Annotated in this window: 20 protein-coding genes and 1 pseudogene; 15 read left to right on the top strand and 6 right to left on the bottom strand. The window is 70.3% G+C overall.

Going from position 1 to position 22,853, the window contains the following annotated elements:
* Positions 1 to 6: 6 nt before the first annotated feature.
* Positions 7 to 1,080 carry a DUF222 domain-containing protein gene (locus ABS64_RS11700; RefSeq protein WP_292683725.1) on the bottom strand — a complete coding sequence of 358 codons (1,074 nt, stop codon included), beginning with the start codon at positions 1,078 to 1,080 and terminating at the stop codon, positions 7 to 9.
* A 185-nt stretch (positions 1,081 to 1,265) separates the two neighbouring features.
* Between ABS64_RS11700 and ABS64_RS11695 the strand changes: the two genes are divergently transcribed.
* Positions 1,266 to 2,945, top strand: coding sequence for a cellulase family glycosylhydrolase (locus ABS64_RS11695; protein WP_292683723.1), 1,680 nt, complete (start codon positions 1,266 to 1,268; stop codon positions 2,943 to 2,945).
* 40 nt (positions 2,946 to 2,985) lie between these two features.
* Positions 2,986 to 4,041 carry a TIGR00730 family Rossman fold protein gene (locus ABS64_RS11690; protein WP_036289420.1) on the top strand — a complete coding sequence of 352 codons (1,056 nt, stop codon included), beginning with the start codon at positions 2,986 to 2,988 and terminating at the stop codon, positions 4,039 to 4,041.
* 32 nt (positions 4,042 to 4,073) lie between these two features.
* Here the strand turns inward: ABS64_RS11690 and ABS64_RS11685 are convergent, their stop codons facing one another.
* The 3 genes from ABS64_RS11685 to ABS64_RS11675 all read right to left on the bottom strand — a co-directional run bounded on the left by ABS64_RS11685 (position 4,074) and on the right by ABS64_RS11675 (position 5,838).
* Positions 4,074 to 4,361 (bottom strand): hypothetical protein, encoded by a 288-nt coding sequence (locus ABS64_RS11685; RefSeq protein WP_061682812.1) that lies wholly within the window; start codon positions 4,359 to 4,361, stop codon positions 4,074 to 4,076.
* Positions 4,362 to 4,423: 62 nt separating this feature from the next.
* Positions 4,424 to 5,215 (bottom strand): DUF1206 domain-containing protein, encoded by a 792-nt coding sequence (locus ABS64_RS11680; RefSeq protein ID WP_288121617.1) that lies wholly within the window; start codon positions 5,213 to 5,215, stop codon positions 4,424 to 4,426.
* A complete protein-coding gene (locus ABS64_RS11675) occupies positions 5,212 to 5,838 on the bottom strand; it encodes a GPR1/FUN34/YaaH family transporter (protein WP_288121618.1) in 627 nt (208 codons plus the stop codon). The genes ABS64_RS11680 and ABS64_RS11675 overlap by 4 nt, the downstream gene beginning before the upstream one ends.
* Before the next feature lie 106 nt (positions 5,839 to 5,944).
* Between ABS64_RS11675 and nusA the strand changes: the two genes are divergently transcribed.
* From nusA to rbfA, 4 genes are all read left to right on the top strand, one after another.
* The gene (gene nusA / locus ABS64_RS11670) at positions 5,945 to 6,931 is read left to right on the top strand and encodes a transcription termination factor NusA (protein WP_005048719.1); all 987 of its coding nucleotides are present in this window, start codon (positions 5,945 to 5,947) and stop codon (positions 6,929 to 6,931) included.
* A 69-nt stretch (positions 6,932 to 7,000) separates the two neighbouring features.
* Positions 7,001 to 7,252, top strand: a complete 252-nt coding sequence (locus ABS64_RS11665; RefSeq protein ID WP_288121619.1) for a YlxR family protein — start codon at positions 7,001 to 7,003, stop codon at positions 7,250 to 7,252.
* 92 nt (positions 7,253 to 7,344) lie between these two features.
* Positions 7,345 to 10,092, top strand: a complete 2,748-nt coding sequence (gene infB / locus ABS64_RS11660; RefSeq protein WP_197017293.1) for a translation initiation factor IF-2 — start codon at positions 7,345 to 7,347, stop codon at positions 10,090 to 10,092.
* Positions 10,093 to 10,238: 146 nt separating this feature from the next.
* On the top strand, positions 10,239 to 10,673 hold the full coding sequence (rbfA, locus tag ABS64_RS11655; RefSeq protein ID WP_016463288.1) for a 30S ribosome-binding factor RbfA: 435 nt from the start codon (positions 10,239 to 10,241) through the stop codon (positions 10,671 to 10,673).
* 10 nt (positions 10,674 to 10,683) lie between these two features.
* On the opposite strand, the gene ABS64_RS11650 is transcribed toward rbfA, so the two are convergent.
* Positions 10,684 to 11,550: an A/G-specific adenine glycosylase gene (locus tag ABS64_RS11650; RefSeq protein WP_036289722.1), complete on the bottom strand. Its 867-nt coding sequence runs from the start codon at positions 11,548 to 11,550 to the stop codon at positions 10,684 to 10,686.
* 251 nt (positions 11,551 to 11,801) lie between these two features.
* On the opposite strand from ABS64_RS11650, the gene truB reads away from it, so the two are divergent.
* From truB to ABS64_RS11630, 4 genes are read left to right on the top strand one after another with little or no spacing between them, the layout of a single operon-like run.
* Entirely contained in the window at positions 11,802 to 12,719 is a 918-nt protein-coding gene (gene truB, locus ABS64_RS11645) for a tRNA pseudouridine(55) synthase TruB (protein ID WP_288121620.1), read from the top strand.
* Entirely contained in the window at positions 12,716 to 13,084 is a 369-nt protein-coding gene (locus tag ABS64_RS11640; protein ID WP_288121621.1) for a hypothetical protein, read from the top strand. The genes truB and ABS64_RS11640 overlap by 4 nt, the downstream gene beginning before the upstream one ends.
* A 43-nt stretch (positions 13,085 to 13,127) precedes the next feature.
* A complete protein-coding gene (locus ABS64_RS11635) occupies positions 13,128 to 13,634 on the top strand; it encodes a hypothetical protein (RefSeq protein WP_061682205.1) in 507 nt (168 codons plus the stop codon).
* Entirely contained in the window at positions 13,631 to 14,578 is a 948-nt protein-coding gene (locus ABS64_RS11630; protein ID WP_288121622.1) for a bifunctional riboflavin kinase/FAD synthetase, read from the top strand. Before ABS64_RS11635 ends, ABS64_RS11630 begins: the two co-directional genes overlap by 4 nt.
* A gap of 21 nt (positions 14,579 to 14,599) precedes the next feature.
* Here ABS64_RS11630 and deoC read toward each other — a convergent pair whose 3' ends face one another.
* A complete protein-coding gene (deoC, locus tag ABS64_RS11625; protein ID WP_288121623.1) occupies positions 14,600 to 15,316 on the bottom strand; it encodes a deoxyribose-phosphate aldolase in 717 nt (238 codons plus the stop codon).
* 102 nt (positions 15,317 to 15,418) lie between these two features.
* Between deoC and ABS64_RS11620 the strand changes: the two genes are divergently transcribed.
* The 5 genes and pseudogenes from ABS64_RS11620 (at position 15,419) to ABS64_RS11600 (ending at position 22,633) form a co-directional block, all read left to right on the top strand.
* A complete protein-coding gene (locus ABS64_RS11620; RefSeq protein WP_005048740.1) occupies positions 15,419 to 15,628 on the top strand; it encodes a heavy-metal-associated domain-containing protein in 210 nt (69 codons plus the stop codon).
* Positions 15,629 to 15,643: 15 nt separating this feature from the next.
* Positions 15,644 to 17,942 (top strand): annotated as a pseudogene (locus tag ABS64_RS11615) (heavy metal translocating P-type ATPase).
* Positions 17,943 to 18,148: 206 nt separating this feature from the next.
* On the top strand, positions 18,149 to 20,326 hold the full coding sequence (locus tag ABS64_RS11610) for a DEAD/DEAH box helicase (protein ID WP_292683712.1): 2,178 nt from the start codon (positions 18,149 to 18,151) through the stop codon (positions 20,324 to 20,326).
* A gap of 112 nt (positions 20,327 to 20,438) precedes the next feature.
* On the top strand, positions 20,439 to 21,467 hold the full coding sequence (locus ABS64_RS11605) for a 6-phosphofructokinase (protein WP_005048745.1): 1,029 nt from the start codon (positions 20,439 to 20,441) through the stop codon (positions 21,465 to 21,467).
* Between the two features lie 251 nt (positions 21,468 to 21,718).
* Complete coding sequence (locus tag ABS64_RS11600; protein ID WP_051498852.1) at positions 21,719 to 22,633, top strand: hypothetical protein; 915 nt, start codon at positions 21,719 to 21,721, stop codon at positions 22,631 to 22,633.
* Positions 22,634 to 22,853 lie beyond the last annotated feature (220 nt).

The following is a 22,853-nucleotide window of genomic DNA, read 5'->3' as shown; positions in this document are numbered from 1 at the left end:
CGCCCGCTACCTGACGAGCCGACGCAACTCAGGCGGCGGGTCGTAGCGGTGGCGCCCGACCGACAGCACCGCGCCCGTCTCGGGGTGGGTCAGAACGCGCAGCCAGCTCGTGGCGCCGCCGCTGAGTCGTCGTGCCTGGTCGATCGGAACGGGACCCACACCTTCGACGGTGGCCGGCTCGGACGCCGCGCGGGAATCGTCGAGCAGCGACAGCACCGGCACTGTCACGACGACTGTCGGACGGATGCCCGCCACAGCCGGAGCGTGGCCGTCGCAGCGACCGTCGATGAGCAGATCGCCCAGAATGTCCGCGCGTACCTGGTCGAGCGTTCGCTCGTCGGGCGGAACCTCGTCTGCGGGCGCGGCGCCGGGGGTCGCCAGCGCGGCATCCGCCCCGCCGCGACCGGTTCGATGGCCCGCGATGGCCTTTCCCATGCGGGTGAGGCGGTCGAAGATGGCGTGGGCCTCGACGCTCGGCAGATACGCGGTCAGGAGGGACATGCCGTCGCCCGCGGGGGCGACGGACACCCGCCGCTCGTCGACGGCGCGCGCATGCTTGTCGGCAAGGGCCTCTGCGGTCGCCGCGGTGGCCAGATCGCGCAGCCGGCGGCGGAAGGTTCCCGCGGGGAGGCGTTCGGCCAGCGACACCGCGTCATCGATCAGCCGCGACCCGATCGCGGGATCGACGCTGTCGAGCACGTCCACGAGGAAACGTGCGTGCTGGTCGGTGATGCGTGCCCCGTGAAGTGCATCCCATGCCGCCGGGTAGCGCTCGACCAACGCCGTCGCGCGGGCCATCAGATCGCCGGCCGCGTACTCGGTGATCCGAAGCGCCGCCGCCAGCTCGAGTCGCAGCGACCGGTCGATCATGTCGTCGGTGCACGCGTGCGGTGCCGCGGCGGCCATCGCATCGCTTCGCGCGGCGGCGACGCAGGCGTACTGCTCCGCCGTGTGGACGGCGACCACCGCGGCGATATCGGTGACCTGCGCGACGGGATCGCGCGGCGGCAGTGACGACTCGATCGCCACGATGTCCGCCCAGAAGCCGGGGTCCGGCTCGAGGTCGGTGTCGATGTTCATGATCCGAGTATAGAACATATGTTCTAATATGGGAAGCGTGTTGGGCCATGGTCGAGCAAGCGTTTGGGGACCAGCGGCGACGCGGCGAGCGCCGGGTCGCTACTCTGGGGGCGGCGAGATCGTCGACGATGCCACCTGTCGCGAGACGCCGACCACCCCCGCAGTTGGCATCGAAAGGAATGCGCATGCGCGATCGTCGTCGTCCCCTCGGCATCCGCCGCCTCATGAGCATCGCGGCGCTCGCCGTCAGCGCGGTGCTGGCCGTCGGCGCCGTGGCCCCGCTGTCGGCGCACGCCGCTGCGGACGGGTGGTGGCACACCTCGGGCTCGCGCATCGTCGCCGCGGACGGAAGCACCGTCACCATCAAAGCGGCGAACTGGTTCGGGCTGGAGACTCCCAACTGCGCGCCGCACGGGCTGTGGTCGATCACCCTCGACGAGGGCCTCGCGCAGATCGCGGCCATGGGGTTCAACACGGTGCGACTGCCGTACTCGAACCAGTGCCTCGCGGCATCCACGACATCGTCCATCGACGCCTCGCGTAATCCCGACCTGGTCGCGCTGACGCCGTTGCAGCTGATGGATGCGGTCATCGCCAAGGCGCGCGCCCACGGGCTGCGCGTCATCCTCGACCGTCACCGCATCGAGTCGTCGGGCCAGTCCGAGCTCTGGTACACCTCGACCTACAGCGAGAAGCGCTGGATCGACGACTGGGTCATGCTCGCGAACCGCTACCGCGATGACCCGACGGTGGTCGGCGCCGACCTCCACAACGAGCCGCACGGTTCCGCCTGCTGGGGGTGCGGCGATACCTCCCGCGACTGGTGGGCGGCGGCGACGCGCGCCGGCAATGCCGTGCTCGCCGCCAACCCCCGACTGCTGATCATCGTCGAAGGCGTGGAGCGCCAGAACGATGCCAGCACGACCTGGTGGGGAGGCGGCCTGAAGGATGCCGGCGCCAAGCCCGTGGTGTTCGCGACATCGAACCGGGTCGTCTATTCGCCGCACGAGTATCCCGCCTCGGTGTACGGGCAGTCGTGGTTCTCGGCGCCGAACTACCCCGCCAACCTGCCGTCGGTCTGGGACGCGAACTGGGGATATCTGGCCCGCACCGGCTCCGCGCCGATCTTCGTCGGGGAGTTCGGCACGAAGCTCGAGACGACGAGTGACGCCCAATGGTTGAGGGCTCTGGTGTCCTACCTGGGGACGAACGGCCTGAGCTTCGGCTACTGGTCGTTCAACCCGAACAGCGGCGATACCGGCGGGCTCGTCGCGGACGACTGGAAGACGCCGCAGACAGCAAAGCTCGCCGCGCTCGCGCCGGTGCTCGCCGGCGGGTCCGCCACCCCGATGCCATCGCCGACCGCGTCCGCCACCCGGACACCGTCGCCCACGCCTACGCCGTCGCCCACGCCCAGGACGTCGCCCACGCCTACGTCGTCGCCCACGCCTACGCCGTCGCCCACGCCCAGGACGTCGCCCACGCCCACGCCTACGCCGTCGCCCACGCCCACGTCGTCGCCCACGCCCACGTCCCTCCCGTCCCCGGGCTCCGCACCGGTTTCCGCCACCTGGATGCTGCAGAGCGCGTGGCAGGACGGCTATGTGGCGGAGTTCTCCGTCAGCGCTTCTCGCGCGGTCGCCGGCTGGACGATCTCCTGGTCCAGCCCGGGAGCGACGCAGGTGGTCAACGCCTGGGGCATGTCGTGTACGGTCGCCTCCGGCTCCATCGCCTGTACCGGAAAGGACTGGGCCGGCGCGCTCGCCGCCGGTCAGAGCGTGCGCGTCGGCCTGCAGGTCGCCGCGGCTTCCGCGCCGGTGAGTCCGCGCCTGACGGTGGCGGGGAAAGAGACCCGCGTTCGGTGATCGTTCACCCGATGACCGTCGAGGATGCGAGGGTGGGGACATGGCAGAACGCTCCACGCTCCCTCCCGCGGTGACCGACGGCATCCGACGCCTGCTGGACGAGGCCGGCGTCGTCGAGGATGCAGATCTCATCGCACGCATCCTCGCGACGGGCGTCGGCATGGGTCTCGACCGCGCCGATCGCCTCGACCTCAAGATCACATCGGCTGCTCTCACAGAGATGCGCGCCGCGTTTCAACTGTTCGCGCCGTTTCGAGGTGTCCCGAAGGTGACGGTGTTCGGCTCGGCGCGCACGGCCCCGGACTCGCCGTTGTACCGGCTCACGGTGGAACTGACTGCAGCCCTCGCCGCTCGCGGCTGGATGACCGTGACCGGAGCAGGCCCGGGAATCATGCAAGCCGCCGCCGAGGGCGCCGGGCCCACACACTCTCTCGGCGTCTCGATCCGCCTGCCGTTCGAGGAGAAACCGAACGCGATCATCGCCGCGCACGAGCGCAACGTCGCGATGAAGTACTTCTTCACCCGCAAGCTCATGCTCGTGAAGGAATCCAGTGGCTTCGTCTGCTTGCCGGGAGGCTTCGGCACGCTCGACGAGATGTTCGAGCTGCTGACGCTGCAGCAGACGGGAAAAGCCGTTCCCACGCCGATCGTGCTGCTCGATCGCCCGGGAGGCGCCTTCTGGGCGGGGCTGCGCCGCTTCGCCGATGAACAGCTCATTCCCGACGGCGTGATCTCCGCCGACGATCTCGATCGCGTCGTGATGACGGACTCGGTCGATGCCGCCGTCGAGGAGATCACGGGCTTCTATCGCAATTACGTCTCGTTGCGATGGGTCGGGCGACGCCTCGTGCTGCGGCTGCGCTCCGAACCGACGGATGCCGAGGTGTCGGCACTCAACGACAGGTTCGCGGATCTGCTCGCCGACGGTGCGATCGAGCGCCGCGGCCCGCTGAAAGCAGAGCGCGAGGACGAGGACGACCTCGCGGCACCGCGCCTCGTCATGACGTTCGCACAGCGCCGCGTCGGTGATCTGCATCACCTGATCCGCGCCGTCAACGCCCTGCCGAGCGCGCCTGCCGAAGCGCGTCCCGCCTGATCAGGCCGACGGGAGCCGGCCCGATGCGGTCCTCAGCACATCAGCTTGCCGTGGTTCATCGTGTCGTCGGGGGCGTCGCGAGTGACCAGAGCCTTGAGCATGCCGGCCGCCATGACGAGCCTGCCGTGGGCGGGTTCCCAGAACTCCGTCTCGACCGGTGTGACTTTCAGCAGTGCGATGTCGGGCGTGTCGAGTCGCGTGCTCATCGGCCGGCTGGCGAGGCGTCCCGCGGCATCCACGGTGGTGAGCATGGTGATGTCGATGTCCTCGACGAGTGCCTTCACGCGGTCGCGGGCCTCGGTTCCAGTGATTTCGCTCATGCCCCGAGCCTGCCCGCCCGCCCACGGCCGCCCCAGGGCCTTGACAGCCGGTCCCGCAGGCCTCAGAGCCGCGCGTAGCGCGCCCGAAAGCCGCAGAAGACGCCGTAGGCCACCAGCCCGATCCCGAGGGTCACGGCGATGGCGCGCCCGGCCGGCAGTGTGAGCAGTCCGTCGACGGCGCTGTCCAGGCCGCCCGCACGTGCGGCATCCGCATGGGCGGCGGCCACGAGCAGCAGGACGCCGAGGATGCCGAGCGCGGCCCCCTTGGCGATGAAGCCCGCGACCCCCAGCGAGCGGACCAGCGTGCCGAGCGCGGATCGCGGGATGGACATGCGCTTTTCGAACGAGCGACGCACGCCCATCACGACGAAGACCACACCGGCCACCGCGATGCCCACTCCGACGGCGGCCAGGACGAATGGCCCACCCGTCATCGCGAGGATGCCGCGACTGGCCGCCCGCGCGCTCCCATCGGCATCGAGCGCCGCGCCCAGGGCGATCGAGGCGGCGAGCGTGCCGACGGCGGCGAAGACGATGCCCTGGCTCCACTCCGAGGCCCGCCGCCCCCAGCGCCCGTCGCCGCGAGCCGTGATGCCCGCGGCCAGATGCCACAGCGCCAGGCCCCAGAGGCCGATCGCGATCGCCCACACCAGAACGGCGCCCCACGGTACCGCGGCGACCGTCCGGAGCGCGCCGACCTGATCGGCCTCGCCCCGACCGCCGGCCGCGATGGCGACGACCAGGGTGCCGATCAACGCATGGACGAGGCCGTTGGCGGCGAAGCCGGCCCGCGCGAGTGCCTGCACCAGCGGGTGGCGCCGCGTCGCGGCGGCCGCGGGGTGAGCCTCTGTCACGGGCGTCCGGCGGGCGCGTCGCCGCGGCGGATCCACGGGGGCCCGAGGGGCACCACGTGGCGACCCGTCGTGCGCCACGCGAACTTGTCCACGAGCATGTAGAACGCCAGCGCCGACGCGCCGATCAGCAGCCATGCGCCGACGGTACCCAGCGTCGCCGCACCGGCGAAGGCGGCGACGGCTTCGAGGGCCAGCCCCGCCGCCACGAGCAGCAGGGTCAGCGGTAGCGCCGAGTTGTGGGTGGCGCCGGCGAACATGAATCCGAGCGCGAGCACCGCGAACATCATCGAGAACAACGGGCGCGCCGGGCCCGACACCTCGAAGAAGCCGAGCTCTCCGCCGAGGAGGAATCCGGGCATGCAGATCCAGTACCACCCGAAGGCGTTGTAGACGACGAAGTGGAAGTCGTCGCCGACGAAGTAGGAGAGCATCCCCGCGATCACCTGGACGAGGCCCCCGAACACCGCGCCCACCCAGAACACCGCGCTCTCGTTCTGCACACCCAGATGCGCCAGCTGAGCGGTGAGGGTCGCGATCACGAACCCGAGCAGGCCGATCAAACCGGGATCCGCGCGCCGCGGCTCTGCAATCACGTGTGCGGGTGGGGGGACTGCGGCATCCATTCCGTCAGTATGCACGGCCGCGGAGTCCGCCAGCGGAGGCCATCGGGTAAAATCGGCCGGGTGACCGAGGGTGACCTCGCGTCGAGAGCTGAATAGGGAGGCACCTGTGGACATCGATCTGGGACTGCTACGGACGGTCGAGCGCGAGAAGGAGATCCCGTTCGACGAACTGGTCGGGATCATCGAGCAGGCGATTCTCACCGCCTACGCCAAGCACACCTCTCCCGACGGGGAGCTTCCCGAGGGCGCACGTGCGCTCCTGGACCGCAAGACCGGTCACGTCGCCGTCTACATTCCCCTGCGCGACGAGGACGGCGCGATCATCGGCGAGGAGGAGTCGACGCCCGAGGACTTCGGCCGCATCGCCGCCTACGCCGCCAAGCAGGTGATCGGCCAGCGTCTGCGTGACATCGCCGATGACGCCATCCTGGGCGAGTTCCGGGGCAAGGAGGGCGACATCGTCGCCGGTGTGATCCAGCAGGGGCCCAACCCCCGCATGGTCCACGTCGACCTCGGCACCGTCGAGGCCATCCTTCCGCCCGAGGAGCAGGTCGCCGGTGAGCAGTACGCCCATGGCTCACGTCTGCGCGTCTACGTGACGTCGGTGTCGAAGGGCACCAAGGGTCCGCAGATCACCGTCTCGCGCACCCACCCCGGCCTTGTCCGCAAGCTCTTCGCCCTCGAGGTGCCGGAGATCGCGTCGGGGCTCGTGGAGATCACCTCTCTCGCACGTGAGGCCGGCCATCGCACCAAGATCGCGGTCACGGCCAAGGATCCGGCGATCAACGCCAAGGGCGCCTGCATCGGCGAGCTCGGACGACGCGTGCGCGCCGTCACCGAAGAGCTGGGCGGCGAGAAGATCGACATCGTCGACTACGACCCGGAGCTCGCGAAGTTCGTCGCCAACGCCCTGTCGCCCGCCAAGGTCACGTCCAGCTTCGTGCTGGACGCCGGCACCAAGGCGGTGCGCGCGCTCGTTCCCGATTATCAGCTGTCGCTCGCCATCGGCAAGGAGGGTCAGAACGCCCGCCTGGCCGCGAAGCTCACCGGCGCCAAGATCGACATCCAGCCCGACTCGATCCTCGAGTCGTGACCGAGAGATCCGGCCCGGCTGCTCGCTCTCGCCCCGCATCGCAATCTCCGCGTGGCGAGTGGGGGTAAGATGGATCCTGTTCGAACGTGCGTGGGATGCCGCGCGCGCGTCTCCCGGTCCAGCCTCCTGAGGGTGGTGGACAGGGGCGGTGTCCTCGTCGCCGACGAGAAAGCCGTCCTCCCCGGGCGAGGTGCGTGGGTGCATGACACGGATGCGTGTGTGGATGCCGCGATCCGGCGCCGCGCCTTCGGACGAGCACTGCGTGTGTCGGGACCACTCGACACGCAGACCTTTCAACACACCCACCAGCGAAACGGCTGAACGGCTATGGACACAAAGTGAACGGCTCGAAATGAGACCCGTCCGCAAGTAACGGTCTGCCCTGTCCGGGGGAGACCTCAGACAGGAGAATTGTGGCAAACCCACGCGTGCACGAGATCGCTTCGGAGATCGGCGTCGACAGTAAAGTCGCCCTCGCGAAGCTGAAGGAGCTCGGCGAATACGTCAAGAGCCCCTCATCGACCATTGCGCCCCCGGTGGCGCGCAAGCTCCGCGCGGCCCTCGAGGCCGAGGGTGCAGCGAAGAAGCCGGCGGACTCCGCTGCCGCCCCGGCGGCGGGCGCGGCTCCCAAGGCCCCCACGCCGGGCGCTCGCCCGGCGGCGCGTCCCGGACCGGCGAAGCCCGCCGCACCGGCCACGCCCGCCGCGGCCGCCACGCCGGCTCCCGCGACGCCGGCGGCTCCCGCCGCTCCGGCTGCTCCCGCCGCCGCTGAGGCGGCACCCGCCGCACCGGCGACCCCTGGTGCCAGCACCCCGCAGGCACCGCGTCCGGGCGGTGCACCGCGACCGGGCAACAACCCCTTCTCGTCCGCGCAGGGCATGGGGCAGCGCCCCGCCGGCCCGCGTCCCGGCAACAACCCCTTCGCGTCCGCGCAGGGCATGGGCCAGCGCCCGACGCCGGGCAACATCCCGCGTCCTCAGGCCCCTCGCCCCGGCGCGCCGCGTCCGGGTGCCCCGCGTCCCGGTGGCGCCGGTCGGCCCGGCGGCGGTGGCCGTCCGGGTGCACCGTTCCAGCAGCGTCCCGGTGGTCCGGGTCGTCCCGGTGGTGCCGGTGGATTCCAGCGCCCCGGCGGCACGGGCGGACCGGGAGCTCCCGGCGGTTTCGCGGGTCGTCCGGCCGGTGGCGGCGGTCGTGGCCGTGGTCCCGGCGGCGGCACCGCTGGTGCCTTCGGTAAGGGTGGCGGCAAGAGCAAGCAGCGTAAGTCGCGTCGTGCGAAGCGGCAGGAATTCGAGATGCGGTCGGCGCCCGTCGTCGGCGGCGTCAACGTCCAGAAGGGCAACGGCGAGATCATTCGCCTGCGCCGCGGTGCATCCATCGCCGACTTCGCGGACAAGCTCGAGGCCCTGCGCGGTTACACCGTGCAGCCCGGCACGCTCGTGACGATCCTCTTCAACCTGGGCGAGATGGCCACGGCGACGGAGTCGCTCGATGAGGCCACCTTCGAGGTGCTCGGTGCCGAGCTCGGTTACAAGATCCAGATGGTCTCGCCCGAGGACGAGGACAAGGAGCTCCTGGAGGGCTTCGGTCTCGACCTGGAGGCCGAACTGGCGGCGGAGAGCGAGGACGACCTCGAGATCCGTCCTCCGGTGGTGACCGTCATGGGCCACGTCGACCACGGTAAGACGCGACTGCTCGACGCGATCCGCCAGACCAACGTGGTCGCGGGCGAAGCCGGTGGCATCACCCAGCACATCGGTGCCTACCAGGTGTGGACCGAGCACGAAGGCATCGAGCGCGCCATCACCTTCATCGACACCCCCGGACACGAGGCGTTCACCGCCATGCGTGCCCGTGGTGCGCAGGTCACCGACATCGCGATCCTCGTGGTCGCCGCCGACGACGGCATCATGCCGCAGACGGTGGAAGCCCTCAACCACGCGCAGGCCGCAGGCGTGCCGATCGTGGTCGCGGTGAACAAGGTCGACAAGCCCGACGCGAACCCCGCGAAGGTGCGCCAGCAGCTCACCGAGTACGGGCTGGTCGCCGAGGAGTACGGCGGGGACGTCATGTTCGTCGACGTGTCGGCGCGTCAGGGCACGAACATCCAGGCGCTTCTGGATGCCGTCCTGCTGACGGCCGACGCCGGGCTCGACCTCACGGCGAACCCGAACAAGGCCGCCCGCGGTGTCGCGATCGAAGCGAAGCTCGACAAGGGCCGCGGTTCGGTGGCGACGGTGCTCATCCAGTCCGGAACGCTCCGCGTCGGCGATGCGATCGTGGCGGGAACGGCCTACGGCCGCGTCCGCGCCATGATCGACGAGAACGGCGACGCGGTCGACGAGGCCTACCCCTCGCGTCCCGTCCAGGTGCAGGGTCTGAACTCGGTGCCCCGCGCCGGCGACGTCTTCATCGTCACCGAGGAAGACCGCCTGGCTCGCCAGATCGCCGAGAAGCGCGAGGCCGCCGAGCGCAACGCCCAGCTGGCCAAGGCCCGCAAGCGCATCTCGCTCGAGGACTTCACCCGTGCTCTCGAAGAGGGCAAGGTCGAGTCGCTCAACCTCATCATCAAGGGCGACGTCTCCGGTGCCGTCGAGGCGCTGGAAGAGTCGCTGCTGAAGATCGAGGTCGACGACAGCGTCCAGCTGCGCATCATCCACCGCGGCGTCGGCGCGATCACCGAGTCGGACATCAACCTCGCCACGATCGACAACGCGATCGTGATCGGCTTCAACGTCCGTCCCGACACCAAGGCCCGCGAGCGTGCCGCCCGCGAGGGCGTGGACGTGCGCTTCTACTCGGTCATCTACAACGCGATCGACGACGTCGAGCAGTCGCTCAAGGGCCTGCTCAAGCCGGAGTTCGAAGAGGTGCAGTCGGGTGTCGCCGAGATCCGCGAGGTGTTCCGCTCCTCGAAGTTCGGCAACATCGCCGGTGTCATCGTGCGCTCGGGAACGATCACGCGCAATGCCAAGGCTCGCGTCATCCGCGACGGCGTCGTGCTGGCCGACGGCCTGGCCATCGAGTCGCTGCGCCGCTTCAAGGACGACGTCACCGAGGTCCGCACCGACTTCGAGGCCGGTATCGGACTGGGCAAGTACAACGACATCCAGGTCGGCGACGAGATCGAGACGACCGAGATGGTGGAGAAGCCGCGAGGCTGATCCTCCCTCCTTGGCTGCGGCTGCGCCGGTCGCGCCGCGGAGGCAAGAGCGGGGCCCCTACCCCGATTGCCTCCGCGGCGCGACCGGCTCCGCCCTTGCCGTGACTGCGGTGCAGCCGCATTGCTGTGATGTGAAGGGAAGAGAAGATGTCGAACGAACGGCAGGCGAGACTCGCCGACCGCATCCGCGTGCTCATCGCCGAGCGGCTCGAGAAGGGGCTGCGCGACCCGCGCCTCGGCTTCGTGACGATCACCGACGTGCGCGTCACGGGCGACCTGCAGCACGCTTCGGTGTTCTACACGGTGTACGGCGACGACCAGGCGCGCGAGGACTCCGCCGCTGCGCTCAAGGCCGCGACCGGCATGCTGCGCAGCGAGGTGGGCAAGCGTCTCGGCATCCGTCTCACCCCGTCGCTGGAGTTCATCCCCGACGCGCTTCCCGAGAACGCGGGACACATCGCGCAGCTGCTGCGCGAAGCGCAGGAGCGCGATGCGGCCGTGGCAGGGCTTGCGGCCGGGGCCGCGTACGCGGGCGACGCCGACCCGTACGTCAAGCCGCGTGAGGACGACGACGAGGACTGAGCCTCATCGCTCACTGCGGCAGGCGCAGGTTGCCGTCGACGACCTCGACGAGTCCGTCGACGATGAGCGAGTCGATCGCACGATCACGCTGCGCGGGAGTCGGCCAGTCGGCGGCGACGTCGTCGGCGGGCAGCGCATGTGACGGCGCCGCCCGCAGGGCGTGCAGCACCGCTCCGCGCGCCTGACGGTCGCTGCCCTCGTAGGCAGCCTGCTTGCGGCGCAGATCGCCGGTGTCGGGGTAGCCCGCGGCGCGCCAGGCGCAGAGCGCGGAGATCGGACACACGTCGCATCGCGCTGCACGCGCGGTGCACACGAGCGCGCCGAGCTCCATCATGGCGGCGTTCACGATCGCGGCATCCTGATCGTCGCGCGGAAGCAGCGCCGTCATCGCCGCCAGATCACCGCGAGCCGGCGGTCCCGGCTGAGAGCGTCCGTCGACGGCCCGCGCGATGACGCGCCGGGTGTTCGTGTCGACCACCGGGTGACGCTCGCCGTAGGCGAACACGGCCACGGCACGCGCCGTGTAGTCGCCGATGCCCGTCAGGGCGAGAAGGGCCTCGACCTCACGCGGCACGACCCCGTCGTGACGGTCGCGGATCTCCACCGCGGCGCGGTGCAGCCACAGCGCCCGCCGCGGGTAGCCGAGGTTCGCCCACTGTGCGACGGCCGCGGCGGGCGGATCGGCGGCCAGAGCCGTGGGTGTCGGCCAGCGCGTCAGCCAGGCTTCCAGCAGCGGGATGACGCGTGCCACCGGCGTCTGCTGCAACATGAACTCGCTCACCAGCACACCCCAGGCCCCGAACCCCTCCGCGCGCCAGGGCAGATCGCGGGCGTTGTCGCGGTACCAGGCGATGAGCGGCGTCGCGAGGTCGGGCATCGCACCAGCCTACGGTCGCCGACGCGTTGCGTATTCAGTCTCCGCACGATCGCGGCATCCGCGCTCCCGCGACTTCTCGACGATCCGCACTCTGCCGCGGCAGCGCGGACTGAACACGGAACAGGCCGGACGGCAGGGGAGAAGAGGCGAGGCAGACGGGGCCACAGCGTGACGCGGGGCCACCCTGTGATGTGGGCCGTTGCGGTGCGCGCAGACACGGCGAGATGTGGCGCCGCGCCTAGGCTGGAGCAATGCCCGCTTCTCTGCTTGCTGCCCCCAACGGCGTCCTCCTCGTGGACAAGCCGCAGGCGATCACGAGCCACGACGTGGTCGCACGGGCGCGCCGCGCCCTGAACACCCGCAAGATCGGACACGCCGGCACGCTCGACCCGATGGCCACCGGGCTGCTCATCCTGGGGGTCGGACCGGCGACCCGGCTGCTCACCTTCATCGTCGGGCTCGGCAAGACGTACGAGGCCACCGTGCTGCTGGGCGTTGCGACCGACTCCGACGACGCGGACGGCATCGAGACCGCGTGGGCGGATGCCGAGGTCCTCGCGGCCGTGACCGACGAGCGCATCGCCGCCGGCATCGCGGCGCTCACGGGCGAGATCGATCAGGTTCCGAGCACCGTGTCGGCGATCAAGGTCGCCGGCAGACGCGCCTACGACCTCGCCCGAGCGGGAGAGAGCGTCGAGCTGGCAGCCCGCCGGGTGACGGTCGATCGTTTCGACATCGTCCGCCGCCGCGACACCGCCGAGGGGCGCATCGAACTCGACGTCGTCGTCGATTGTTCCAGCGGCACGTACATCCGCGCCCTGGCGCGCGATCTCGGCGCCGCTCTGGGAGTCGGCGGCCACCTGACGGCGCTGCGGCGCACGCGCATCGGCGCGTTCGAGGTGCGCGACGCCGTCTCCGAGATCGCTGCGGACGCGCCGCTGCTGTCGCCGGCGCAGGTCGCGGCATCCGTGCTCGGTGCCCTCCCCGTCACTGCGGACGAAGCGCGCGACCTCCGCCACGGCAAGCGTCTGGTCGGCGCGGCACCGCGGCTGGAGGGGGCGATGTCACCGACGCCGGCGGCGATCGATCCCGACGGCCGGCTCGTCGGGATCGTCGAGCGACGCGGTGCCGACATCAAGAGCACGATGAACATGGCGGAGGACGCATGATCGAGTGGTTCGCCATCGTGCAGGTCGCCGTCGCCGTCGTGGCGGGACTCGTCGCGATCATCCTCGGACTCGCCGGCCGTCGACCGAGCGATCTCACTGTCGGCGCGATGGCGCTGATCCTGCTGCTCCTGCTCGCCCAGGTGGTCATCGTGATCGTCGCCCCCCTCGTCGGCAACCCGCCGGCCGGCAGTGCGCTGGAGTTCTGGGTCTACCTCGTCTCGGCCGTGCTCATCCCCCCGGCATCCGTCATCTGGGCGCTCATCGAACGCAGCCGCTGGAGCACGGTGATCATGGGCATCGCTGCGTTGTCGGTCGCGGTCATGGTGTGGCGCATGCAGGTCATCTGGGCCACCGCGGGCATGTGAGGCCGCCGCTGCGGCGGAGGCGGGCGCCTATCATTGACAGGTCATGACTGCGCCACACACCGACGCCGCCGCCCCGACCCGGATGACGGGAATCGGGCGCGTGCTCGTCGTCGTCTACGCGGTCATGGCGCTGGCGGCGACCGGACGCTCGTTCGTTCAGATCGTGCAGGACTTCGCCGCCGCGCCGCTGGCGTACACCCTGTCGGCGGCGGCGGCCGTCGTCTACGTGCTCGCTACCGTTGCCCTCGTCAAGTCGGACAGCCGCCGGTGGTACCTCGTGGCCTGGGTGGCGATCTGCTTCGAGCTGGCAGGCGTGCTCATCGTCGGAACGCTCAGCCTCACGCATCCCGAGCTCTTCCTCCACGACGCGACCGTCTGGTCCGGCTATGGCTTCGGCTACTTCTGGGTGCCGCTCGTGCTGCCGTTCGTCGGTCTGTGGTGGCTGCGCAGCGGAGGCCGCGAGCGCGCCGAAGAGGTGGATGCCGCGGCAGCCGCGTCCGACGAGGCGGGCCTTGGCGCCGCGCGCACCGAGGGGAGCTCCAGCTGGTGATCGTCTTTCACGACCCCGCGGAGGTGCCGGCCGGGTTCGGCCCCAGCGTCGTCGCGATCGGCAAGTTCGACGGCGTGCACTCCGGACATCGTGCGGTGATCGACCGTGCGCGTGTCGCCGCGGAGGATGCCGGGGCGCGGGTGGTGGCCGTCACATTCGATCGCAACCCCTTGAGCCTGCTGCGCCCCGAACGGTGCCCGCAGCCCGTGTGCAGCCTCCCGCAGAAGCTCGACCTGCTCGCCGCCGCCGGGGTCGACGCCACCCTCGTGCTCCGCTTCGACGAGGCGCTGGCCTCTCTCGATCCCCGTGCCTTCGTCGAGCATGTGCTCGTCGGCCTGGGAGTGGTCAACGTGATGGTCGGCGACGACTTCCGCTTCGGCAACGGGGGAGCGGGCGATCCCGACACCCTGGTGCGCCTGGGGGCGGAGTACGGCTTCCACGTCGATGTCGTCGGGGACGTGCAGGGCGGAGGCCGCCGTGTGTCGTCCACGTGGGTGCGGGATCTGCTCGCAGCGGGCGACGTCGAGGGCGCCGCGCGCCTGCTGGGACGTCCCCACGCGGTGCAGGGCGAGGTCGTGCACGGCCTCAAGCGCGGCCGCGAGCTCGGCTACCCGACCGCGAACCTGTCACCCGATGCACAGGGTTTCATCCCGGCCGATGGCGTGTATGCCGGGTGGCTCGTCGACCTCGGCACCGACGGTGCGACGGTGACGACCCGCTACCCGGCGGCGATCTCGGTGGGGACCAACCCGACGTTCGATGATGTTCCGACGCGCCAGGTCGAGGCGTACGTGCTGGATGAGACGGGGCTCGACCTCTACGGGCATCGCGTGCAGATCCGGTTCACGAACCGCATCCGCGGCATGGTCGCCTTCGAGGGGATCGAGGCGCTCATCGCCCAGATGGACGACGACGTCACCCGGGTGCGTGCCGCGCTCGGCTGAGCCGCGCGCACCCGGGCGGGGTCAGTACGACGAGGTGTCGACGGTGCCCGACGCCTGCTCGCCGGCATCCACACGGCGCGCCTCGCCGAGGATGACGGCGCTGCCGCTGGTGCCGAGCCGGGTCGCCCCGGCGGCGAGCATCGCGAGGGCGTCGGCGTAGCTGCGCACCCCGCCGGAGGCCTTCACCTGCACGTCCGGGCCGACGCTGGAGCGCATGAGCTCGACATGGGGGACGGTCGCCCCGCCGCCGGCGAAGCCCGTGGAGGTCTTGACGAAGTCGGCGCCACCGGCTTCGGTCAGTCGGCTGCCGCGGGCGATCTGCTCGTCGTCCAGGAGTGAGGTCTCGAGGATGACCTTCGTCACCTTGCCGGCCGCGGCCGCGACCACCGCCTGGATGTCGGCGACGACGGCGTCGTCGAAGCCCGAGCGCAGGGCGCCGATGTTGATCACCATGTCGAACTCGACCGCACCGTCGGCGAGGGCCTGGCGGACCTCGGCGACCTTCGCGGCGCTGGAGGTGGTGCCGTGCGGAAAGCCGATGACGGTGCCGACGGTGACGCCGGTGCCCGCCAGACGCTCGACGGCGTGCGCGATGTCGCTCGGGCGGACGCACACGCTGAACACGCGCCATTCGGCGGCGATGTCGAGTTCGGCGTCGACATCGGCGCGCGTCATTTCGGGCTTCAGGATGGCGTGATCGATCGTCGCGGCAAGGTCGCGTTCGGTGATGCTGAACATGTTCCCAGCCTACGCCAGCGCTGTGCGGGAATACCCCAGGGGGGTATCATGGTTGTCATCGACAGCCGACGCCGATCCGCGCCGTCGGCGAAAGGAGTTCCCATGTCCACGCACACGTACGCCGTCGAGGGGATGACCTGCGCCCACTGCGCCGGGGCGGTCACCCGTGAGGTCCGGAAGGTCGACGGCGTGACCGATGTCGCCGTCGACGTCACCGAGGGCACGCTCACCGTCACCGTCGAGGGCGCCGCGCCCGATGACGAGATCGCCGCCGCCGTCGACGAGGCCGGTTACGCCGTCGTCGCACGCTGACGCGAGGGGACGATCATGGAGGCGATCACGTCGCACGCCGAGCCGCGGGCAGAGGCGGTGCTGGAGATCGAGGGCATGACCTGCGCGAGCTGTGTCGCGCGCCGAGAAACGGCTGGAGCGGATCGACGGCGTCTCGGCATCCGTGAATCTCGCGACCGAGTCCGCGCGGGTGGATTACCCGAGCGGTGTCGATGTCGCGGCTCTCATCGCCGCGGTGCGCGAGGCGGGGTATGACGCCCGCGTGCGCCAGCGCGGCGGGCACGCACACGAGGCGGTGCACGCCTCCGCGACGGGAGCGCACGACGAGCACGGCTCGCAGGGGGGCCATGTCCATGATGTGGAGGACCGGCCGGGCGCGACACCGCTGATGACCCGACTGTGGGTGAGCGCCGCGCTGGCCGTTCCGGTCGTCGTGCTGGGCATGATCCCGGCGTGGCAGTTCCCGGGCTGGCAGTGGGTTTCATTCGTCCTGGCGGTGCCGGTCGTGGTGTGGGGCGGGTGGCCTTTCCACCGCGCGACGATCGCGAACGCGCGTCACGGCGCGATGACGATGGACACGCTCATCACACTCGGCACGGGAGCGGCGACACTGTGGAGCATCTGGGCGCTGTTGTTCGGAACCGCCGGACGGCTCGACATGCGCCACGAGGGAGGCACGTTCGCTCCTGTCCACGACCCCTCCTCGTTGGTGTACTTCGAGGTCGCCGCGGTGGTGACGGTGTTCCTCCTGCTCGGACGTGTCATCGAGCAGCGTTCGAAGCGCACCGCCGGCGCAGCCGTGCGCGCGCTCATGGAACTGTCCGCTCGCGACGTCGAGCTCGAGGACGGCCGCCGCGTGCCGATCGAGATGCTCCGTGTCGGCGACGCCTTCGTCGTGCGCCCGGGGGAGAAGGTCGCGACCGATGGCGTCGTCCGCAGCGGACAGGCGTCGATCGACGAGAGCATGATCACGGGGGAGTCCGTTCCCATCGATGTGGAGGCCGGTTCCGCCGTCACCGGCGGCACCATCGCCGCCGACGGCCGCCTCGTCGTGGAGGCGACCTCGATCGGTGACGACACCCGCCTCGCCCGGATGGCTCGGCTCATCGAAGACGCGCAAGCCGGAAAGAGTCGCGTCCAGCGCCTGGCCGATCGCATCTCGGGGATCTTCGTTCCCGTGGTCATCGGCCTCTCCCTCCTCACGCTGCTCGTGTGGCTGCTGGTGGGAGGATTCACCGGCCAAGCGCTCGCCTCGGGCTTCACCGCCGCCGTCGCGGTGCTCATCATCGCCTGCCCCTGCGCGCTCGGGCTGGCGACGCCCATCGCGATCCTCGTCGGCACCGGACGCGGCGCGCAACTGGGCGTCTTGATCACAGGCCCCGAAGCGCTCGAGGCCGCCGACAGGATCGACACGGTGATCCTCGACAAGACCGGTACCGTCACCGAGGGGGCGATGACGGTCGCCGCCGTCACGCCGATCGGCGGAGCCGACATCGCCATGGTGCGACTGCTTGTCGGCTCGCTGGAGAGGGCGTCCGAGCATCCCGTCGCGCGCGCCGTCGCAGCGCTCGCCGAGAACCCTCGGGAGGTCAGCGACTTCGCCGGGCGTGCCGGGCTCGGCGTGACCGGTGTCGTCGACGGTCACCGCGTGTTCGCGGGTCGACCGGCGTTCGCCCTCGATCAGGCCGCCGCGTCCGACCCGGAGCGGGCCGCTGCGGTGGAGGACGCCGTCGATCGCGCGCAGCGAGGCGGTGCGACCGCGATCGTCGCCGGGTGGGACGGCCGTATCAACGCTGTCATCGCCGTCGCCGACACCGTTCGTCACGACAGTGCTCAGACGGTCACGGCGCTGCGGGAGATGGGCCTCGAGGTCGTGCTGTTGACCGGCGACAATGCGGGCGCCGCGCGGGCGGTCGCCGGTGCCGTCGGCATCCGCGAGGTCATCGCCGGCGTGCTCCCGGAGGGCAAGGTCGCCGAGGTCGAGCGGCTGCGTGCCGTCGGACACCGGGTCGCCATGGTGGGCGACGGTGTCAACGACGCGGCCGCGCTGGCGACCGCCGATCTCGGCATCGCGATGGGGTCGGGGACGGATGCCGCGATGCATGCGAGCGACATCGCGGTCACCGGCAGCGGCTTGTCACCGGTGCTCACCGCGATCCGCCTCAGCCGGCGCACCATGCGCATCATCCGCGGCAACCTCTTCTGGGCCTTCGCCTACAACGTCGCCGCCCTGCCGTTGGCAGCGCTCGGCGTGCTCAATCCGATGATCGCCGGAGCGGCCATGGCCTTCTCGAGCGTCTTCGTCGTCCTCAACAGCCTGCGGCTGCGCCGGTGACCCGGCCGCCGCTCGCGGCGATGGGGGAGGGCGCGCTAGACTGAGGGGGAGGTCCGCGCCGTTCGTCGCCGCAGCTCGCAGAAGCGAGTACCCGCAGCCGAAGGATCCGCGCCTCGCCCTACCCCGCGGCGACCGCTGCGGAATGACTGACCGGTCATCCGACCGGACCCACGCCGGTCTTCCGGCGCTTCACGCTCAGGAGGAGCATGCCGACCACGGCATCCACTGCCACCTCGTCACGCCGACGCGGCTCGTCCCATCGCGGCTCGTCCGCCCGTCGCGACGACGACGCCCCGCTGATCCCGATCCTCGCCCGCAAAGTGCGCGAGGTCGAGGCGAAGGCCCAGAAGGGCAAACTCGGTCCGACCAACCGTGTCAAGTTCCAGGTCATCGCCTTCCTCGTCCGCGAGGAGCGCGCGCGCGTCAAGGCCGACGAGACCGTGCCCACCGCAGCGCGTGCCGAGCTGCTCAAGCGCCTCGACGGCGTTGCGACGATCCTCGCCAAGACCGCGGCCCGCGACACCTCGCTGATCCAGCTGCTCGAGGTCGACCAGGCCACCTCGCCGGTCGCCAAGCGCATGCGCCGCGACTGGCTGCTCGAGTCGGGGGCGGAGCTGCCCGATGACGAGCTCATCATCACCGACGCCGCGCCCGCCGCTCAGGGGTGGGGACAGACTCCCGTCGTGCCCGCGGCGCTCGCCGAGCGCCAGGTCGTGCCGCCGCAGATCGAGGCGCGCCGTGAGGCGAACCCGTTCCTGGCTCCCGACGTGGCACTGCGCGCACCGGCATCCACCGCCCGCCGCCGGCTGGACGGCTGGGAGCTGATGGGGCCGCTGTACAAGGCGTTCGAGATCGGGGCCGGCGGCGCGAGCGCCTCCATGGAGCTTCCGCCCGTTCCCGAGTTCGATCGGATCTCGCCCAAGGGGCTCGAGATCATGCCGCACCAGTCGCGCTTCCTGGAGGCCGTGCGCGCCGGTCACCGGTCGTTCCTGCTGGCCGACGAGCCGGGCCTCGGCAAGACCGCACAGTCGGTGCTGGCCGCCTCCGTCGCCGATGCGTATCCGCTGCTGGCGGTCGTGCCCAATGTCGTCAAGATGAACTGGGCGCGTGAGGTCGAGCGGTGGACGCCGCAGCGACGTGCGACCGTCATCCACGGCGACGGCGACACCGTCGACGCGTTCGCCGACGTCTTCATCGTCAATTACGAGGTGCTCGATCGGCACCTGTCTTGGCTCGGCTCGCTCGGCCTGAAGGGCATGGTCGTCGACGAGGCCCACTTCATCAAGAACCTCAGCTCGCAGCGTTCCCAGAACGTGCTCGCCCTGGGCGGGCGCATCCGCGAGCAGGTGCGCAACCCGCTGATGCTCGCCCTCACGGGAACGCCGCTGATCAACGACGTCGAGGACTTCGACGCGATCTGGCGCTTCCTCGGCTGGACCAACGGCGAGAAGCCGGGCCCCGAGCTCATGGAGAAGCTCGACGCGACGGGATTCACGCCGGCGGACAAGGCTTTCTACCCCGAGGCGCGCGACGCCGTGATCTCGATGGGCATCGTCCGTCGCAAGAAGAAGGACGTCGCAGCCGACCTTCCCGACAAGCTCGTCGCCGACCTGCCGGTGGAGCTCGACGACGAGTTCGGACGCTCGATCCGCGAAGCCGAGCGTGAGCTCGGGTCGCGCCTGGCGGCCAAGTACCGCCGCATCATCGAAGCGCGCGGCGACAAGGTGCTCATCGGCGAGGTCGACGAGGACATCGTCCGCCTCGTCGCGCACGGCGAGCTCGAAGAGGCGAAGGCGTCGGCCGCCGGCGCGGACAACGTCTTCACGATGGTCCGCAAGATCGGTCAGGCCAAGGCGCACCTCGCCGCCGACTATGCCGTGCAGCTGCAGCGCTCGGTCGGCAAGGTGGTGTTCTTCGCGAAGCACATCGACGTGATGGATGCCGCAGAGGCGCACTTCGCGGCATCCGGCCTGCGGACGATCTCGATCCGCGGTGATCAGACGACGACCGCCCGCCAGCAGGCCATCGACGCCTTCAACACCGACCCCGGTGTGGCGATCGCCGTCTGTTCGCTGACGGCGGCCGGCGTCGGACTGAACATGCAGGCGGCATCCAACGTCGTTCTCGCCGAGCTCTCGTGGACCGCCGCCGAGCAGACCCAGGCGATCGATCGGGTGCACCGCATCGGTCAGGACGAGCCCGTCACGGCATGGCGGATCATCGCCGCGCACACGATCGACACGAAGATCGCGGAGCTGATCGACTCGAAGCAGGGGCTCGCCCAGCGCGCCCTGGACGGCGCCCAGCTGGACCCCACCTCGAGCGATTCCGTGCAGCTGTCGGCGATCATGCACCTGCTGCGCCAGGCGCTCGGCGCCGCCTGAGGCGGGCCGGGATTATCGACGGCGGATGCGGTGGCATCCGCCGTCGATACGGCGATAGTGTCGAGGAGGCAGCGTCGCCGAATCACATCCCGAATCACCAAAGGATCTCCACATGAAGATCGGTATCCTCACCAGCGGCGGAGACTGCCCCGGACTGAACGCGGTCATCCGCGGTGTGGTCCTCAAGGGCACCACGAACTACAACATCGAGTTCGTCGGCATCCGTGACGGCTGGCGTGGCGTCGTCGACGGCGACTTCTTCCCGCTGACCCGGCACGAGGTCAAGGGCCTCTCGAAGGTCGGCGGCACGATTCTCGGCACGAGCCGCACCAACCCCTACGAGGGTCCCCGCGGCGGCGCGGAGAACATCGCGAAGACGCTCTACGGCCACCACATCGACGGGATCATCGCCATCGGTGGCGAGGGCACGCTCGCCGCGGCCAACCGGCTGTGGAACGACGGCATCAATGTCATGGGCGTGCCCAAGACGATCGACAACGACCTCCGCGCCACCGACTACTCGTTCGGCTTCGACACCGCCGTCAACATCGCCACCGACGCCATGGATCGCCTGCGCACCACCGGAGACTCGCACCAGCGCTGCATGGTCGCCGAGGTCATGGGCCGGCACGTGGGGTGGATCGCCCTGCACTCCGGCATCGCGGCCGGTGCGCACGTGATCTGCATCCCCGAGGTGCCCATGTCGATCACCGAGATCGCCGCGCAGGTGCAGAAGGCGCATGACCGCGGTCGCGCGCCGCTCGTCGTCGTCTCGGAGGGCTTCACGCTCACGGGCATGGACGAAGCCTTCAGCGACAAGGGGCTCGACGCCTTCAACCGCCCTCGCCTGGGCGGCATCAGCGAGGTCCTGGCGCCCGAGATCGAGCGTCTGACCGGCATCGAGACGCGTGCGACCGTGCTCGGTCACATCCAGCGCGGCGGCTCGCCCTCCGGTTTCGACCGGGTGCTGGCGACGCGCCTGGGTCTGCATGCCGCAGACTCCGTCTACGAGCAGGCCTGGGGCCAGATGGTCTCGCTGAAGGGCACCGACATCGTGCGGGTGCCGTTTGCGGAGGCTCTCGGTGAGCTGAACACGGTGCCGATCTACCGCTACGAAGAGGCCGCCGCGCTCTTCGGCTGAGCCCGCCACCGGGACACCGCAGATTCCGTGTCCCACTTTTCGCTGGCGTTGTCCCACTTCCGCCGTGCCGTGTCCCGCTTTCTGCTGTGCAGGAGGCCACCGGACAGCAGGAAGTGGGACACGTCCTGCGAGGGTCACTCTCACTGATCACGCCCTACGCAGGTTCCTCCCCGGCCGCGTTAGGCTCCGAGGTTTCCACCGTTCGGTGCTCAGCCACCAGAGCATCGCTGCGCACGGGTGACGCTTGCGCGATGACGACCTCGAGCGACCTGCCGCTGAGTCTGCCGGACGCGTTCACCGTCGCTCAGGCGCGAGATGCGGGCGTGAGCCCCGGGCGGCTGCGGGGACGCGATCTGTCGCGTCCCTTCCACGGCGTCCGCGCGCGAGCGGAGCCCACTCCTGGCTCGCTCGAGGCATCGTGTCGGGCGCTGCTGCCGAGGCTGCGCATCGGGCAGTTCTTCAGCCACGAGACCGCCCTGTATCTTCTCGGAGTGCCTCAGCCGGAGTGGCCGTATGAGCCGACCATCCACGTGTCCACCCACCGTCCTGCGCGCGAACCCCGTACTCACGCCGTGGTGGGTCATCGGCTGCAGCTGCGAACGCCGGCCCACACGACGGTGGGCGGGATGCCGGTCGAGCACCCGGCGCGTGCCTGGCGTCAAACGGGCACGCTCTGGCGGCTCGATGACCTCGTTGCCGCGGCAGATCACCTGATCTCAGGCCGGAGCCCGCTGGCGAGTGCGGCCGAGCTTCGGGGTGAGATCGAGGTGATGGGCGACGTGCGCGGCGGAATTCTCCGCAGGGCGCTGGCGCTCGCTCGCGGTGGCGTGCGCTCTCCTCGCGAAACGCGCTTGCGGCTGCTGCTGAGTCGCGCGGGCCTGCCGGAGGCCGAGGTGGCCTGGAACCTGTTCGACGATCGGGGGACGTTCGTCGCGGAGCTCGATCTGGCCTTTCCCCGCTACCGTCTCGCGGTCGAGTACGACGGCCGCGTCCACGCTGACGATGCGCGTCAGTTCGCGCGCGACGCCGACCGGTGGGCGGCCATTCGCGGCCTGGGGTGGCAGCACGAGCGCGTGCTGGCTCATCACCTCGTCGGCGATGGCCGGCTCGCGGTCGCGATGGTACGAGACGCCCTGCAGCGTGCGGGGTGGACGCCCGGGCGCTGACGCCGGGGCACAGAGGCGCGGCGCCGGAGCTGTGTGTCCCACATCCCGCTGCCTGGGAGCGCTGTCAAGCACAGATAGTGGGACACGCCTCGGCATAAGTGGGACACGCCTCGGCATAAGTGGCTCTTCGGACATGCGGTGGGGGTGAGGCTCGCCGGGTGATGGTCGGCGGGTAGGGGTCGAGGTCCCCGAGGATCAGTAGCGCCAACTGCTGATCCAT

The organism is Microbacterium sp. SCN 69-37 (assembly GCF_001724435.1).
GTDB lineage: Bacteria > Actinomycetota > Actinomycetes > Actinomycetales > Microbacteriaceae > Microbacterium > Microbacterium laevaniformans.
This window is presented reverse-complemented; position numbering and strand designations above follow the sequence as displayed.